Genomic DNA, 14,443 nt, shown 5'->3' on the forward strand with positions numbered 1-14,443 from the left:
CCGGGAACTGTGCGTCAGAGCCGGTCCGGGATCGTCCTTTCGACCGGACCGGCGAACGCGCTGAGCGGGGTGATGTCGTTGGCGTACTCCTGGGAGAACGTGATCTCGACATACGCCTTGCGGTACGTGGTGGTGAACCGGGGCCCGGAGCCCTCGGGCTGCTCCAGCATCCAGTTCACCCCGTCCGCCTCGACCGCCTCTGCCTGGGGGTCGTCCATCTTCGCGGGCCGAGGCACGCCGCAGCGCAGTACGATCGCCCCGTCCCCCCAGCCGGCGGTCAGCTCGGATTCCGGGGAGGGGTCGTTGCGTTCCCGGTCGAGGACGGTCTCCGGCAGCTCTCCGTCCAGGGCCTTGCAGTACGCGGCGGCCTCCGAAGACGGCGTGGGAACCGTGATCGAGGGCTGCGCGTCGCTGAAGGAACAGCCCGCCGCGGCCAGTGCGAGCACGGCGGCGGACGGACCGAGGGTGGATATCGAGCGGGGGGACCGGCGGGCGGATGACGTCACCGGCCCAGCCTAGACGGGGGTCAGAGGTGGACGACCGGGCAGGTCAGGGTTCGTGTGATGCCGTCCACCTGCTGCACCTTGGCGACCACCATGCGGCCGAGTGCATCGACCGTCTCGGCCTGGGCCCGCACGATCACGTCGTACGGACCGGTGACGTCCTCTGCCTGGATGACTCCCGGAATACTGGAAATGGTCTCGGCGACGATCGACGCCTTGCCCACCTCGGTCTGGATGAGGATGTACGCCTGTACCACGGAACCTCCAGGGCGGCCACGAGGATCATGTGGGGGAAAGGGACGCCACGTTATCGCGTTGCCGAGCGCGACGGGGAGACCTACGGGCCGGATGACGTCCACAGCGTGGCGCACAGGACACAGAAGTTGACGTATCTCTTGACGGTACAGACAGCAGTGACGGCTCGCGACCGGGGGCCCGGACGGGTGTCCGGGGCGATAAAGGAGAGGTGAGACTCGGTGAAGGGAACCGTGGGCGAGTTGGGGGAGTTCGGGCTCATCAGAGAGCTCACGTCCCGGCTCACCACCACCCCGGCGGTGCGGCTGGGGCCCGGCGACGACGCCGCGGTCGTGGCAGCTCCCGACCGCAGGGTCGTGGCCAGTACGGACATCCTGCTGGAAGGGCGGCACTTCCGCCGCGACTGGTCGACGGCGTACGACGTCGGCCGCAAGGCGGCCGCCCAGAACCTCGCCGACATCGCGGCGATGGGAGCCGTGCCCACCGCGCTGCTCCTCGGCCTGGTCGTCCCGGCCGACCTGCCCGTCACCTGGGCCGCCGAGCTGATGGACGGCCTGCGCGACGAGTGCCAGGTGGCCGGGGCGGCCGTCGTCGGCGGCGATGTGGTCGGCGGTGACACGATCACCGTCGCCATCACCGCGCTCGGCGACCTGCGCAACCACGAACCGGTCACCCGGGCCGGCGCCTGCCCCGGGGACGTCGTCGCGGTCACCGGCTGGCTCGGCTGGTCCGCCGCCGGGTACGCAGTGCTCTCCCGCGGCTTCCGCTCGCCCCGCGCCTTCGTCGAGGCCCACCGCCGCCCCGAACCGCCGTACCACGCGGGCCCGGCGGCCGCCGGACTCGGCGCCACCGCGATGACCGACGTCAGCGACGGGCTGGTAGCGGACCTCGGGCACATCGCGGAGGCCAGCAAGGTCCGGATCGATCTGCGCTCCGGCCTCATCGACATCCCCTCACAGATGTCCGACATCGGCCAGGCCGTCGGCGTCGACCCGCTCCAGTGGGTGCTGACCGGGGGAGAGGACCACGCGATCGTGGCGACCTTCCCGCCCGACGTGAAACTCCCCGCCCGCTGGAAGGTGATCGGGGAGGTCCTCAACCCCTCCGCCCTGCCCCAGGTCACCGTCGACGGCGCCCCCTGGACCAGCAAGGGCGGCTGGGACCACTTCGGCTCCATCGAGGACACCCACTAGCCGATCGCGGGTCGGGGGCTCCCGCTAGATTGCTGGGTATGCCCATACGTACCGCTGTACCGCCCCGCGTGCTCACCGTCGCCGGATCCGACTCCGGCGGCGGTGCGGGCATCCAGGCCGACCTGAAGACCATGCTGGCCCTCGGCGTGCACGGCATGAGTGTGCTCACCGCCGTCACCGCACAGAACTCCCTCGGCGTCCAGGGCGCGTGGGAGCTTCCGGTGGACGCCGTACGCGCCCAGTACCGCAGCGTCGTCGACGACATCGGCGTCCAGGCCGTGAAGACCGGGATGCTCGCCTCGGCCGTCCTCGTCGAGACCGTCGCCGAACTCCTCGCCACCACCGACGCCCCCGTCGTCGTGGACCCCGTCGGCGTCTCCAAGCACGGGGACGCGCTGCTCGCCGCCGAAGCCCTCGACTCCGTACGGCGGAAGCTGCTGCCCCTCGCCACCGTCGCCACCCCCAACCTCGACGAGGTGGCCCAGCTCACCGGGGTGCAGGTCACCGACGAGAGCGGAATGAGCCGGGCCGCCGAGGAGATCCTCGGCTTCGGGCCGCGCTGGGTGGTCATCAAGGGCGGCCATCTGCCCGGCGAGGCGGTGGACCTGCTCACCGACGGAAGCGCGGAACACTGGCTGCGCGCCCCCCGGCACGACAACCGCCACACCCACGGCACCGGCTGCACCCTGGCCTCAGCCATCGCCTCCGGGCTCGCACTCGGTCAGGACGTGCCCACGGCCGTACGGGGCGCGAAGACGTACGTCACCGGCGCGATCGAGGCCGGGTTCCCGCTGGGCGGCGGCATCGGCCCGGTCGACCACGGCTGGCTGACCCGCCCGGCCTCCTGACCCACCCCGACAAGCCGCCTGAGCACAGCAAAAAGCCGGTCCACCGAGGTGGACCGGCTTTTTGGGCAACCGGAAGGCTGCGCTACGACGGGAACGTCAGCGCGCGACCTTGCCGGCCTTGATGCACGAGGTGCAGACGTTGAGCCGCTTCGGCGTCCGACCGACCACGGCACGCACGCGCTGGATGTTGGGGTTCCAGCGACGGGACGTACGGCGGTGCGAGTGCGAAATGTTGTTGCCGAAGCTCGGCCCCTTGCCGCAAACGTCGCAGTTGGCAGCCACGGGTCACTCCAAAGACTTCAGATGCACTTACAGTGAAATCCGGCGCGCCGGAATCAGTTGACTGAAGTGGCGGTACCGGAGGAATGGCCCGACTCTCATCGGGCAACCGGAGCAGCATACAACGCCTGCTTCGGAGATACGAAACTACCACGGGTTCACCCGCCCCCGCCCCGCCCCCTGTCCCTGCCGGTGCCCGGGCAGGCGGGCTAACCTGCGGTTCAGCCCGTAGCCACGGCCGCTTCAAGGAGGACCATCGGTGCCGCAGCTCCCCGACGACCTGGATGCCGTCGCGGTGCGCACCTGGTGCTCGCTGGCCCTGGAGGCCCTGGGCCGGGAGCGCGCGGAGATCGACGCGATCAACGTCTACCCCGTCGCCGACGGTGACACCGGCACCAACCTCTACCTGACCGTCGAGTCCGCCGCCGCCGCCGTCGAGGCGGTGTTCGCCGCCCACGAGACCGGCACCACCGTGCCCGCCACCGCCGACGCCGTACGCGCCATGGCGCACGGCGCCCTGATCGGCGCCCGCGGGAACTCCGGCACGATCCTGGCCCAGCTGCTGCGCGGCATGGCCGGGGTGCTCGCGGAGGGCGGCGACCCGGACCGGCTGCGCCTCGCCCTGGTCCGGGCCGATGCCGCCGCCCGCCAGGCCGTCGCCCACCCGGTGGAGGGCACCGTGCTCACCGTCGCCTCGGCGGCCGCCGAGGCGGCCCAGGGAGCGGAGCCGGAGCTGTGCGCCGTGGTGAACGCCGCCTACGAGGGGGCGCGCGAGGCGCTCGCTAAGACCCCCGGCCAGCTCGCCGTGCTCGGCCGGGCCGGGGTCGTGGACGCCGGAGGGCGGGGGCTGGTCGCGGTCCTGGGCGCCCTGGTGGAGGCGGTGACCGGGCAGGCTCCCGTACGGGGACCTCGCACCGGAGCCGGCAGGGCGGCCGCTCCCGTGGACGGCGGGTCGGTCGTGGGGCTCCCGGTGGGGGGCGTTCCGGTGGCTTCCGGAGCTGGTCATGTGCCCGACAGCGCCGAGGACTGCCCGCAGGAGGGGGAGGGCGGGCCCGCGTTCGAGGTGATCTACCTCCTGGAGGCCCGAGACGAGCAGGTGGCCCGGCTGCGCACCCGGCTCGACGCCCTCGGCGACTCCCTGGTCGTGGTGGGCGGCGACGGGCTCTGGCACGTCCACGTCCATGTCGACGACGCCGGGGCCGCCGTCGAGGCGGGCGTCGAGGCCGGGCGGCCCTACCGGATCCGGATCACCCACTTCGCCACCGAGAGCGGCCACGACGCGCGCACCCCGACCGAGCCCGCCCAGCGCGCCGTCGTCGTCGTGGTCCCCGGCGACGGACTGGCCGGACTCTGCACCGAGGCCGGCGCCACCACCGTGATCGCCCGCCCCGGCGAACCGCCCGCCAGCGGCGAACTGGTCGACGCCATCCGCCGGGCCCACGCGCGTGAGGTGGTGCTGCTGCCCAACGACGCGGCCCTGCGCCACACCGCGGCCGCCGCCGCCGAGCAGGCCAGGACCGAGGGGGTCCGGGTCGCCCTGGTCCCCACCCGGGCCGCCGTCCAGGGCCTGGCCGCCCTCGCCGTCCACGAGCCGGACCGGGGCTTCGACGAGGACGTGGTCGCCATGACCTCGGCCGCGGGCGCCACCCGCTACGCCGAACTGGCCGTCGCCGAGCGCCAGTCGTGGACCATGGCGGGCGTCTGCCAGGCCGGGGACATCCTCGGGCTGATCGACGGGGACGTGGCAGTGATCGGCGCCGACGTCCCGGCCACCGCCCGCACCGTGCTCGACCGGATGCTGGCGGCGGGCGGCGAGCTGGTCACCCTCGTCCTCGGCGAGGACGTTCCGGACGCGCTCGCCGACGCGCTGGCGGAGCACGTACGCGAGGGCCATCTCGCCGTGGACACGGTCGTCTACCGGGGCGGCCACCAGCGGGCGCCGCTCCTGATCGGCGTCGAGTAGTCCCGTATCCGCTTCGCGGCCGCGCCCGGCGGACAGCTGTCAGTGCCGTGGTGTGCAATGGATCGCGTGTCCTCGTTCGATGAACCCCTCAAGAAGCTGCTCGGCGGAGCCACCGCGAAGGTGATGGCCGAACACCTCGACCTGCACACGGTCGGTGATCTGCTGCACCACTACCCGCGGCGGTACGAGGAGCGCGGCAAGCTGACCGCGCTGGCCGACCTCCCGCTGGACGAGCACGTCACGGTCGTCGCCCAGGTCGCCGACGCCCGCATCCTGATGTTCAACAACGGCCGGGGCAAACGCCTGGAAGTCACCCTGACCGACGGCAGCGGCCGCCTCCAGCTGGTCTTCTTCGGCCACGGCGTCCACAAGCCGCACAAGGAGCTGCTCCCGGGCCGCCAGGCGATGTTCGCGGGCAAGGTCTCCGTCTTCAACCGCAAGATGCAGCTGGCCCACCCCACGTACCAGCTGCTCGACGCCTCCGACGCCGACGAGGCGACCGAGGCCGTGGACGCCTTCGCCGGTCGGCTGCTGCCGATCTACCCCGCCTGCAAGCAGCTCGACTCCTGGCGGATCGCCAAGGCCGTGGACGCCGTGCTGCCCAGCGCGCGGGACGCCGTGGACCCGCTGCCCGACTCCCTGCGCGAGGGCCGTGGCTTCACCCCGCTGCCCGAGGCTCTGCTGAAGGTGCACCGCCCGCAGACCAAGGCGGACATCGAGGACGCCAGGGCCCGCCTCAAATGGGACGAGGCGTTCGTCCTCCAGGTCGCGCTGGCCCGCCGCCGCTACGCCGACACCCAACTCCCCGCCGTCGCCCGCCGCCCCGTCGCGGACGGCCTGCTCGACGCCTTCGACGCCAAGCTGCCCTTCACCCTCACCGAGGGCCAGCAGAAGGTCAGCAAGGAGATCTTCGACGACCTGGCCACCGAACACCCGATGCACCGGCTCCTCCAGGGCGAGGTGGGAAGCGGGAAGACGATGGTGGCCCTGCGCGCCATGCTCACCGTCGTCGACGCGGGCGGCCAGGCCGCGATGCTCGCCCCCACCGAGGTCCTGGCACAGCAGCACCACCGCTCGATCACCGAGATGATGGGCGAGCTGGCCGAGGGGGGAATGCTGGGCGGCTCGGACCGGGGGACCAAGGTCGTCCTGCTCACCGGCTCCATGGGCATGGCCGCCCGCCGGCAGGCCCTGCTCGACCTGGTCACCGGCGAGGCCGGGATCGTCATCGGCACCCACGCCCTGATCGAGGACAAGGTCCAGTTCCACGACCTGGGACTGGTGGTGGTGGACGAACAGCACCGCTTCGGCGTCGAACAGCGGGACGCCCTGCGCTCCAAGGGAAAGCAGCCGCCCCACCTCCTCGTCATGACCGCCACCCCCATCCCCCGTACGGTCGCGATGACGGTCTTCGGCGATCTGGAGACCTCCGTCCTTGACCAGCTCCCGGCCGGACGCTCCCCGATCGCCAGCCATGTCGTCCCCGCCAAGGACAAGCCCCACTTCCTCAGCCGCGCCTGGGAACGCGTCCGCGAGGAGGTGGGACACGGCCACCAGGCGTACGTGGTCTGCCCCCGCATCGGCGACGAAGCCGAGGAGGCGGAGGGGAAGGGCGTGAAGAAGGCGAAGGCCAAGAAGGCGGCGCCCGAGGCGGACGGGGACAAGCGGCCGCCGCTCGCCGTCCTGGAGATCGCCGAGCAGCTGCGCACGGGCGCGCTGGCCGGGCTGGGCGTCGAGGTGCTGCACGGGCGGATGCCGCCCGACGAGAAGGACGACGTCATGCGCCGGTTCGCCGCCGGTGCCGTGGACGTCCTGGTCGCCACCACGGTCATCGAGGTCGGGGTCAACGTCCCCAACGCCACCGCCATGGTGATCATGGATGCCGACCGCTTCGGCGTCTCCCAGCTCCACCAGCTCCGCGGCCGCGTCGGCCGTGGCTCGGCGCCCGGGCTCTGTCTGCTGGTCAGCGAGGCCCACGAGGCGAGCCCCGCCCGCGCCCGCCTCTCGGCCGTCGCCGCCACCCTCGACGGCTTCGAGCTCTCCCGCATCGACCTGGAACAGCGCCGCGAGGGCGATGTGCTGGGCCAGGCCCAGTCCGGGGTGCGCTCCTCGCTGCGGATGCTCACCGTCATCGACGACGAGGAGGTCATCGCCGCCGCCCGTGAGGAGGCCGTCGCGATCGTCGCCGCCGACCCGGAGCTGGAGCGGCTGCCGGAGCTGCGCACCGCCCTGGCCGCCCTCCTGGACAAGGACCGCGAGGAGTATCTCGACAAGGGGTGAGAGCGCGGGGGATGTCCTGCCGACCGGGCCGGTGCGGGCCGTACGCCATATCGTGGACGCACGGCACGCGCCCACCGCGCGCCGTCGGCCCCCGCACCCGCCCACGACCCCGAGGACCCGACACTCATGACCCGCGTGATCGCCGGCTCGGCCGGCGGACGCCGCCTGGCCGTCCCGCCCGGCACCGGCACCCGCCCCACATCCGACCGTGCGCGCGAGGGCCTGTTCTCCACCTGGCAGGCGCTGCTCGGCACCCTGGAGGGGACCAGGGTCGCCGATCTGTACGCCGGATCCGGCGCCGTCGGCCTCGAAGCGCTCTCCCGGGGAGCGGCCCACGCCCTCCTCGTCGAGGCCGACCAGAAGGCGGCCCGCACCGTCCGCGACAACGTCCGCACGCTCGGCCTGCCCGGAGCCGAGGTACGTACCGGCAAAGCCGAACAGATCGTGACAGGACCGGCGCCCGCCGACCCGTACGACATCGTCTTCCTGGACCCGCCGTACGCCGTCACCGATGACGATCTTCGCGAGATCCTGCTCACACTCCGTGCTCAGGGGTGGCTCACCGGCGATGCGCTCGTCACCGTGGAACGCAGCACCCGGGGCGGAGAATTCGGCTGGCCCGCCGGATTCGAGCCACTGCGGGCCCGTCGCTACGGCGAGGGAACGCTTTGGTACGGTCGCGCCGCCGCTACGTGCGAAGACGCACGATGACCGGACCGGAGAGCGAGGGAATCACTGTGCGCCGCGCCGTCTGTCCGGGGTCTTTCGACCCCATCACCAACGGACATCTCGACATCATTGGCCGAGCCTCGAAGCTGTACGACGTGGTGCACGTCGCGGTGATGATCAACCAGTCCAAGAAGGGGCTGTTCACCGTGGACGAGCGGATCGAGCTGATCCGCGAGGTCACCGCCGACTTCGGCAACGTCGAGGTGGAGTCCTTCCACGGCCTGCTGGTCGACTTCTGCAAGCAGCGGGAGATCCCTGCGATCGTGAAGGGCCTGCGGGCCGTCAGCGACTTCGACTACGAGCTCCAGATGGCCCAGATGAACAACGGCCTCTCGGGCGTCGAGACCCTCTTCGTGCCGACCAACCCGACGTACAGCTTCCTGTCGTCCTCGCTGGTCAAGGAGGTCGCGACCTGGGGCGGTGACGTCTCCCACCTGCTGCCGCCCACGGTCCACGAAGCGCTCATGGAGCGCCTGGGCGAACAGTGAATCGCTGACGGCCCGTCACGAGGTGTCGGGCGGCGGCCGACTGGCCTTACAGTCGTCCCGTCCGTCTCCAACAGAACAGCGGCTCCAGCGGAGCGGCAGAGAGTGGCGAGCACACGGTGGACGTGCAGAAGAAGCTCGACGAGATCGTCGAAGCGGTCGGAAACGCCCGCTCCATGCCCATGTCGGCCTCGTGCGTGGTCAACCGCGCCGAGCTGCTCGCCATGCTCGAAGAGGTGCGCGAGGCGCTGCCCGGCTCCCTCGCCCAGGCGCAGGAGCTGATCGGCGGCCACGAACAGTTCGCCGAGCAGGCCCGGCAGGAGGCCGAGCGGATCATCGAGTCCGCCCATGCCCAGCGGGCCTCCCTGATCTCCGACACCGAGATCGCCCGCCAGTCGCAGAGCGAGGCCGACCGGATCCTGTCCGAGGCCCGCCGCGAGGCCGAGGAGGTGCGTGCCGAGGCCGACGACTACGTCGACAGCAAGCTCGCCAACTTCGAGGTCGTCCTCACCAAGACCATCGGCTCCGTGGACCGCGGCCGCGAGAAGCTGCTCGGCCGCGGCCAGGGCCTGGACGAGCAGGGCTATCAGGACCCCGACTTCGCCGAGGCCCCCGAGCGCAGCGCCGACCCGGAGACCCTGCGGCAGCGGGCCGACGCGTACGTCGACGCCAAGTTCGGCGCCTTCGAAGCCGTCCTGGCCAAGACCCTGGAGGCGGTCGGCCGGGGCCGGCAGAAGCTGCACGGCCGGGTCGCCACCGACGACCTCGGCGCGCACATCGCCGCCCAGGACGCCGCGGCCGGCCAGGGCCACACGAGCGACGCCGACTATCTGGCCGGCCTCGCCGAGCTCGCCACCCCGCAACCGCAGCAGGCCCCCCAGGGGCAGCCGCACTACCAGGAGCAGCCGCCTCAGCCCGAGCCGACCTATGCGCAGGCGGCGTACGGCTACCAGGAGCAGCCTCTCCAGCAAGGCGGCGAGGGTGTCCAGGACCCGTACGGCTACCAGCAACAGCCCGACCCGTACGCGGCCTACCAGCAGACCGGCTACGACCCGAACGCGTACCCGCCCCCGCCCCAGGCCCAGCCGGACTACGGCTGGCCCCAGCAGGCTCAGCAGCCCCCGCAGGCGCCCGGCCAGCAGGGCGGCGGGGCGCTGGACGAGACGAGCCTCTTCGACACCAGCATGATCGACCTGGAGCAGCTGCGCCGGTACGAAGAGGGCCGCTGATCCGGGACGGGCTGGTCCGATTGGGTGCTGAGCGGTCCGTCCAGTATCCTGAATCCTCGGTCGCGCGTAGGTCCGCGATCCAGGCTGCCCGTTTCGACTCCGGACCGGGTCGGCCCTCCCCTCTGTAGTACGACCCCCATGATTCGAAAGCAGGAAAAGCCCTGAACGGCCACCTCGACCACCGCAACCCTCTCGTGTTCGATACGCACGAGCTGGGTCGGCGTCCCGGTGCCCTGAAGCGGCTGACCCGCTCGGTGGACGCACCCGGTTCACCGGTTCTCGGTATCGACGGCGTCATCGGTGTGCCGGAAGGCGCACCCGTGGAGCTGGACCTCCGACTCGAATCGGTCATGGAAGGGGTGCTTGTCACAGGCACCGCCCGTGCAACCGCCGAGGGGGAGTGCGTAAGGTGTCTGGAGCCGCTGACCGTCGAGGTCGACGCGGATTTCCAGGAGATGTTCTCGTACCCTGACGCCGATGACCGGGGCCGCAGCACTGCGGACCCGGCCGACGACGCCGAGGACGACGAGGACAGGTTCTTCCTTGAGGACGGCTTGTTCGACCTCGAGTCAGTGCTGCGTGACGCGGTAGTGCTCGCACTGCCCATGCAGCCGGTGTGCAAGGAGACCTGCGCCGGTCTGTGTTCCGAATGCGGAATCAGGCTGGACGAGAACCCGGGCCACCACCACGATGCCGTCGACATTCGTTGGGCGGCACTGCAAGGACTCGCCGAGACCGTTCAGGACGGCGAGAAGGACAACATGGGCGGCGCCGAACCGGGCGTCGACGAGAAGCAGGAGAAGTAGCCGTGGCTGTTCCGAAGCGGAAGATGTCGCGCAGCAACACGCGCCACCGCCGGTCGCAGTGGAAGGCTGCGGTCCCCACCCTGGTTTCGTGCGAGCGTTGCCAGGAGCCCAAGCTCCAGCACATTGCGTGCCCGAGCTGCGGCACCTACAACAAGCGCCAGGTCCTCGAGGTCTGAGCGGCTGGTGAGAGGCCCGATGTCTGAGTTGTCCAACGCCAAGAAGCAGGCAGACAACGTCAACACAGCCTCGTCCCACACGCTTCTGGAAGGGCGGCTCGGGTATCACCTCGAGTCCGCCCTTCTGGTGCGTGCGCTGACCCACCGTTCGTACGCATACGAGAACGGCGGTCTGCCCACCAACGAGCGGCTCGAATTCCTCGGGGATTCGGTGCTCGGCCTGGTGGTCACGGACACGCTGTACCGCACCCACCCCGACCTGCCCGAAGGCCAGCTGGCCAAGTTGCGGGCCGCGGTGGTCAATTCGCGTGCGCTTGCGGAAGTGGGCCGCGGCCTCGAACTCGGCTCCTTCATCCGGCTCGGCCGCGGTGAAGAGGGCACGGGTGGCCGGGACAAGGCTTCCATCCTCGCCGACACACTGGAAGCAGTGATCGGCGCGGTCTATCTCGACCAGGGCCTCAGCGCGGCCTCGGAGCTGGTCCACCGGCTCTTCGACCCGCTGATCGACAGGTCCTCGAACCTCGGTGCCGGCCTGGACTGGAAGACCAGCCTCCAGGAGCTCACCGCGAGCGAGAGCCTCGGAGTCCCCGAGTACCTCGTCACGGAGACCGGCCCGGACCACGAGAAGACCTTCACTGCTGCTGCTCGCGTCGGTGGTGTCTCGTACGGCACCGGCACCGGCCGTAGCAAGAAGGAAGCGGAGCAGCAGGCGGCTGAGTCCGCCTGGCGCGAGATCAGCGCCGCCGCTGAGGCACGGCAGGCCGCGGAGAAGTCCGCGGCCGACGGAGGGGCCGCCGACACCCCTGCCGACCCGTCGCCGAGCACGGACGCCGCTCCGGCCTGAAGCGGAACGAGAACCCCTCGGTGCCCTGCGCACCGGGGGGTTTTCCCTGTCCTGGGGTTCCCCGTCCGGGACGCGGTCTGCGCAAGGCCGCTCCCGTACTACCGTCGTCGTGTCTGGAGTAGTGCATCGTGCCCGAGCTGCCCGAGGTAGAAGTCGTCCGCCGGGGCCTTGAGCGCTGGGTCAGCGGCCGCACCGTCACCGAGGTCGAGGTCCTGCACCCGCGATCGGTCCGCCGGCACCTCGCGGGCGGCGTCGACTTCGCCGCCCGGCTGCGGGGGGCCCGCTTCGGTACGGCGATGCGCCGGGGCAAGTACCTCTGGGTGCCCATCGAGGAGGCCGGCGCCTCGCTGCTGGGCCACCTCGGGATGAGCGGGCAGCTGCTGGTGCAGTCCACGGACGCGCCCGACGAGAAGCACCTTCGAATCCGGATGCGGTTCGACGACACCCTCGGCACCGAACTGCGCTTCGTCGACCAGCGCACCTTCGGCGGGCTCTCGCTCCACGCCACCACCCCCGACGGACTGCCCGACACCATCGCGCACATCGCCCGGGACCCGCTCGACCCGCTCTTCGACGACGCGGCCTTCCACAAGGCGCTGCGCCTGCGCCGTACGACCGTCAAGCGCGCGCTGCTCGACCAGTCACTCATCAGCGGTGTCGGCAACATCTACGCGGACGAGGCGCTCTGGCGCGCCAGGCTGCACTACGACCGGCCGACCGCGACCCTGACCCGCCCGAAGTCGGCCGAGCTGCTCGGCCACGCCCGGGACGTCATGAACGCGGCGCTCGCCCAGGGCGGCACCAGCTTCGACAGCCTGTACGTGAACGTGAACGGCGAGTCCGGCTACTTCGACCGGTCGCTCGACGCGTACGGCCGGGAGGGCGAGCCCTGCCACCGCTGCGGCACGCCGATGCGCCGCCGCGCCTGGATGAACCGGTCCAGCTACTACTGCCCGCGCTGTCAGCGGCCGCCGCGCGCCTCGTCGTAACGGGCCCGGGCGCTCAGCACCTCGTCCATCCGGTCCTCGACGACGCGGATGAGGGCGAGCAGCTGTCCGGCGACCTCGCGGCCGAGCGGGGTCAGTTCGTAGTCCACGCGGGGCGGGTTGACCGGCTGGGCTTCCCGCAGGACGAGACCGTCGCGCTCCAGCGCGTGCAGCGTCTGGGCGAGCATCTTCTCGCTCACCCCGTCCACCCGGCGGCGCAGCTCGTTGAACCGGAAGCCGCCCTCGTACAGCGCGCCGAGCGTCAGGGCGCCCCAGCGGCCGGTGACGTCCTCCAGCGTGGAGCGCGAAGGGCACTGCCGGGAGAAGACGTCGAAGGCGAGGCTGTCCGTATCGCTGGCCATATCACCAGCTTACGGGGGTGCCTGTGGGTCAGAAGCCGAAGTTCTGGGTCCACCAGGGGCCGCCGGAGCCCTCGTGCACACCGATGCCGATGGTCTTGTAGTCGCAGTTGAGAATGTTCGCGCGGTGGCCGTCGCTGTTCATCCAGGCATCCATCACGGCCTTCGCGTCCGCCTGGCCGCGGGCGATGTTCTCCGCTGCGAGCCCCTGCACGCCGGCCTGCGCGGCGCGGTCCCAGGGGGTGTCGCCGTCGGGGTCGGTGTGGTCGAAGAAGCCGCGCGCCGCCATGTCCTCGCTGAAGTTCTGGGCGAGTGAGGTCAACGGGGCCCTGGTGGCCAGCGGGGAGCAGCCGACCTTCGCGCGCTCCTGGTTCACCAGGGCCAGCACCTCGGAGCGGGCGGAGGCGTCGGTGGGCGAGGGGGAGGGCTGCCGGCTCGGCGGCGGGGCGGCGGAGGTCTTCGGGGGCGCCGGGGCCCTGCTCGCCGGGGGAGCGCTCTTCTTCGGGGCCGTGGTGGGCGCCTTCGTCTTCTCGGACGGGGCGGCGGACGGCTTCTCGGAGGGGGCCTTGGACGGCGACGCCGACTTCGAGGGCGTCTTCGACGGGCTCGTGGAGGGCGAGGCGGAAGCGCTCTTGGACGGCGTCTTCGACGGGGTCCTGGCGGACGGGGCCTCCGGGCGCTCGCTGCCCCGGCTGGTGGGGGCGGCGGACCGGTCGGCGGGCGCGGTGGAGCTGCCGCCCTGCGTCAGCAGGTCCGGTACGCCGGTGCGCACCTGGTCGGCGGCGGTGACCTCGCCGGAGGTGGTGGTTCCGCCGCCGGGCAGCAGACCCGAGGCGACGGCGACCGCGCCGGCGGCCACGGCGGCCGAGGCGCCGAGGAGGCCGGTGCGCACCGGGACGGAGGACTTCTTCCGGCGGCGCGCGCCCTTGTGCCGGGAAGCGTCCCGGGCCACGGGTTCTTCAGCGGCGGGGCCTGCGGCGGATCGTCGGTGGCGTCCCATGCGCTGTGCCTTCCTGATGCTCCGGACGTCCCTGCGACGCCGTTCGACTGCTCTGGTGATCGAATGCCGGATGATCGACTATTCGTCGACGTCCATCCGATACTCACCCGATCGAGTGAGGCTATTGCGACCGGACTGTAGCCCATGGGTGAAAGGGGGCGGCGTGCTTCGAGAGCAATTGGCCGGTTAGCGTTCGGGCATGGACAAAGATGCGCGCCTCGTCGTCTGGGTACGCGGCCGAGTACAGCAAGTAGGGTTCCGCTGGTTCACCAGGGCAAATGCTTTGGAGATCGGCGGCCTCGTGGGCTTCGCCCTCAATCTCGACGACGGCAGGGTGCAGATCGTGGCCGAGGGGCCACGTGAGAATTGCCACCGTCTGCTGGACTGGCTGCGCTCCGACGACACACCCGGGCGCGTGGACGGCGTCACTGAGATCTGGGACACGCCGCGCGGCGGATACGACGGGTTCGCCATCCGCTGATCCCGTCGCCGGGGGCCCGTCGATCCG

The 14,443-nt window shown here is 71.3% G+C and carries 17 protein-coding genes; 12 read left to right on the forward strand and 5 right to left on the reverse strand.

The features are described 5' to 3' along the window. Positions 1-14 precede the first annotated feature (14 nt). Positions 15-506, reverse strand: a complete 492-nt coding sequence (locus RI138_RS25110) for a DUF3515 domain-containing protein (protein WP_311121716.1) — start codon at positions 504-506, stop codon at positions 15-17. A gap of 20 nt (positions 507-526) precedes the next feature. After that, positions 527-760, reverse strand: a complete 234-nt coding sequence (locus RI138_RS25115) for an Lrp/AsnC family transcriptional regulator (RefSeq protein ID WP_096626298.1) — start codon at positions 758-760, stop codon at positions 527-529. Positions 761-979: 219 nt separating this feature from the next. Here RI138_RS25115 and RI138_RS25120 point away from each other — a divergent pair, with 219 nt between their 5' ends. Both RI138_RS25120 and thiD read left to right on the forward strand, forming a co-directional pair. Further along, complete coding sequence (locus RI138_RS25120; protein ID WP_096626300.1) at positions 980-1,951, forward strand: thiamine-phosphate kinase; 972 nt, start codon at positions 980-982, stop codon at positions 1,949-1,951. Positions 1,952-1,989: 38 nt separating this feature from the next. After that, a complete protein-coding gene (gene thiD, locus RI138_RS25125; protein WP_096626302.1) occupies positions 1,990-2,799 on the forward strand; it encodes a bifunctional hydroxymethylpyrimidine kinase/phosphomethylpyrimidine kinase in 810 nt (269 codons plus the stop codon). A 96-nt stretch (positions 2,800-2,895) separates the two neighbouring features. On the opposite strand, the gene rpmB is transcribed toward thiD, so the two are convergent. After that, complete coding sequence (gene rpmB, locus RI138_RS25130) at positions 2,896-3,081, reverse strand: 50S ribosomal protein L28 (RefSeq protein ID WP_026171429.1); 186 nt, start codon at positions 3,079-3,081, stop codon at positions 2,896-2,898. A 256-nt stretch (positions 3,082-3,337) separates the two neighbouring features. On the opposite strand from rpmB, the gene RI138_RS25135 reads away from it, so the two are divergent. From RI138_RS25135 to mutM, 9 genes are all read left to right on the forward strand, one after another. Beyond that, a complete protein-coding gene (locus tag RI138_RS25135) occupies positions 3,338-5,041 on the forward strand; it encodes a DAK2 domain-containing protein (protein ID WP_311121717.1) in 1,704 nt (567 codons plus the stop codon). Positions 5,042-5,098: 57 nt separating this feature from the next. Further along, the gene (gene recG, locus RI138_RS25140; RefSeq protein ID WP_311121718.1) at positions 5,099-7,321 is read left to right on the forward strand and encodes an ATP-dependent DNA helicase RecG; all 2,223 of its coding nucleotides are present in this window, start codon (positions 5,099-5,101) and stop codon (positions 7,319-7,321) included. Between the two features lie 126 nt (positions 7,322-7,447). After that, positions 7,448-8,032, forward strand: coding sequence for a 16S rRNA (guanine(966)-N(2))-methyltransferase RsmD (gene rsmD, locus RI138_RS25145; protein ID WP_311121719.1), 585 nt, complete (start codon positions 7,448-7,450; stop codon positions 8,030-8,032). Between the two features lie 26 nt (positions 8,033-8,058). Further along, positions 8,059-8,538, forward strand: coding sequence for a pantetheine-phosphate adenylyltransferase (gene coaD, locus RI138_RS25150; protein WP_179500055.1), 480 nt, complete (start codon positions 8,059-8,061; stop codon positions 8,536-8,538). Between the two features lie 116 nt (positions 8,539-8,654). Next, complete coding sequence (locus tag RI138_RS25155) at positions 8,655-9,764, forward strand: ATP synthase F0 subunit B (RefSeq protein ID WP_311121720.1); 1,110 nt, start codon at positions 8,655-8,657, stop codon at positions 9,762-9,764. A gap of 194 nt (positions 9,765-9,958) precedes the next feature. Continuing rightward, positions 9,959-10,570 (forward strand): YceD family protein, encoded by a 612-nt coding sequence (locus RI138_RS25160; RefSeq protein WP_096626314.1) that lies wholly within the window; start codon positions 9,959-9,961, stop codon positions 10,568-10,570. 2 nt (positions 10,571-10,572) lie between these two features. Continuing rightward, positions 10,573-10,746 carry a 50S ribosomal protein L32 gene (gene rpmF, locus RI138_RS25165; RefSeq protein WP_003965982.1) on the forward strand — a complete coding sequence of 58 codons (174 nt, stop codon included), beginning with the start codon at positions 10,573-10,575 and terminating at the stop codon, positions 10,744-10,746. A gap of 19 nt (positions 10,747-10,765) precedes the next feature. Then, positions 10,766-11,590 carry a ribonuclease III gene (rnc, locus tag RI138_RS25170; protein ID WP_311121721.1) on the forward strand — a complete coding sequence of 275 codons (825 nt, stop codon included), beginning with the start codon at positions 10,766-10,768 and terminating at the stop codon, positions 11,588-11,590. A gap of 128 nt (positions 11,591-11,718) precedes the next feature. After that, positions 11,719-12,579 (forward strand): bifunctional DNA-formamidopyrimidine glycosylase/DNA-(apurinic or apyrimidinic site) lyase, encoded by an 861-nt coding sequence (mutM, locus tag RI138_RS25175; protein ID WP_311121722.1) that lies wholly within the window; start codon positions 11,719-11,721, stop codon positions 12,577-12,579. Here mutM and RI138_RS25180 read toward each other — a convergent pair. Together RI138_RS25180 and RI138_RS25185 are read right to left on the reverse strand one after the other, a co-directional pair. Continuing rightward, positions 12,552-12,938, reverse strand: a complete 387-nt coding sequence (locus RI138_RS25180) for a winged helix-turn-helix transcriptional regulator (RefSeq protein ID WP_311121723.1) — start codon at positions 12,936-12,938, stop codon at positions 12,552-12,554. The genes mutM and RI138_RS25180 overlap by 28 nt on opposite strands. Before the next feature lie 28 nt (positions 12,939-12,966). Then, complete coding sequence (locus RI138_RS25185; RefSeq protein ID WP_311121724.1) at positions 12,967-13,935, reverse strand: CAP domain-containing protein; 969 nt, start codon at positions 13,933-13,935, stop codon at positions 12,967-12,969. Positions 13,936-14,134: 199 nt separating this feature from the next. Between RI138_RS25185 and RI138_RS25190 the strand changes: the two genes are divergently transcribed. Next, positions 14,135-14,416: an acylphosphatase gene (locus RI138_RS25190; protein ID WP_096626324.1), complete on the forward strand. Its 282-nt coding sequence runs from the start codon at positions 14,135-14,137 to the stop codon at positions 14,414-14,416. Positions 14,417-14,443 lie beyond the last annotated feature (27 nt).

Origin of the sequence: Streptomyces durocortorensis, from assembly GCF_031760065.1 — a bacterium.
Classification (GTDB): domain Bacteria; phylum Actinomycetota; class Actinomycetes; order Streptomycetales; family Streptomycetaceae; genus Streptomyces.

Bases quoted from the DNA above. Each gene is read 5' to 3' on its own strand.
- thiD (WP_096626302.1), top strand. From the start codon at position 1,990: ATGCCCATACGTACCGCTGTACCGCCCCGCGTGCTCACCGTCGCCGGA.
- recG (WP_311121718.1), top strand. From the start codon at position 5,099: ATGGATCGCGTGTCCTCGTTCGATGAACCCCTCAAGAAGCTGCTCGGC.
- RI138_RS25190 (WP_096626324.1), top strand. From the start codon at position 14,135: ATGGACAAAGATGCGCGCCTCGTCGTCTGGGTACGCGGCCGAGTACAG.
- RI138_RS25180 (WP_311121723.1), bottom strand. From the start codon at position 12,938: ATGGCCAGCGATACGGACAGCCTCGCCTTCGACGTCTTCTCCCGGCAG.
- rsmD (WP_311121719.1), top strand. From the start codon at position 7,448: ATGACCCGCGTGATCGCCGGCTCGGCCGGCGGACGCCGCCTGGCCGTC.
- RI138_RS25185 (WP_311121724.1), bottom strand. From the start codon at position 13,935: ATGGGACGCCACCGACGATCCGCCGCAGGCCCCGCCGCTGAAGAACCC.
- rnc (WP_311121721.1), top strand. From the start codon at position 10,766: ATGTCTGAGTTGTCCAACGCCAAGAAGCAGGCAGACAACGTCAACACA.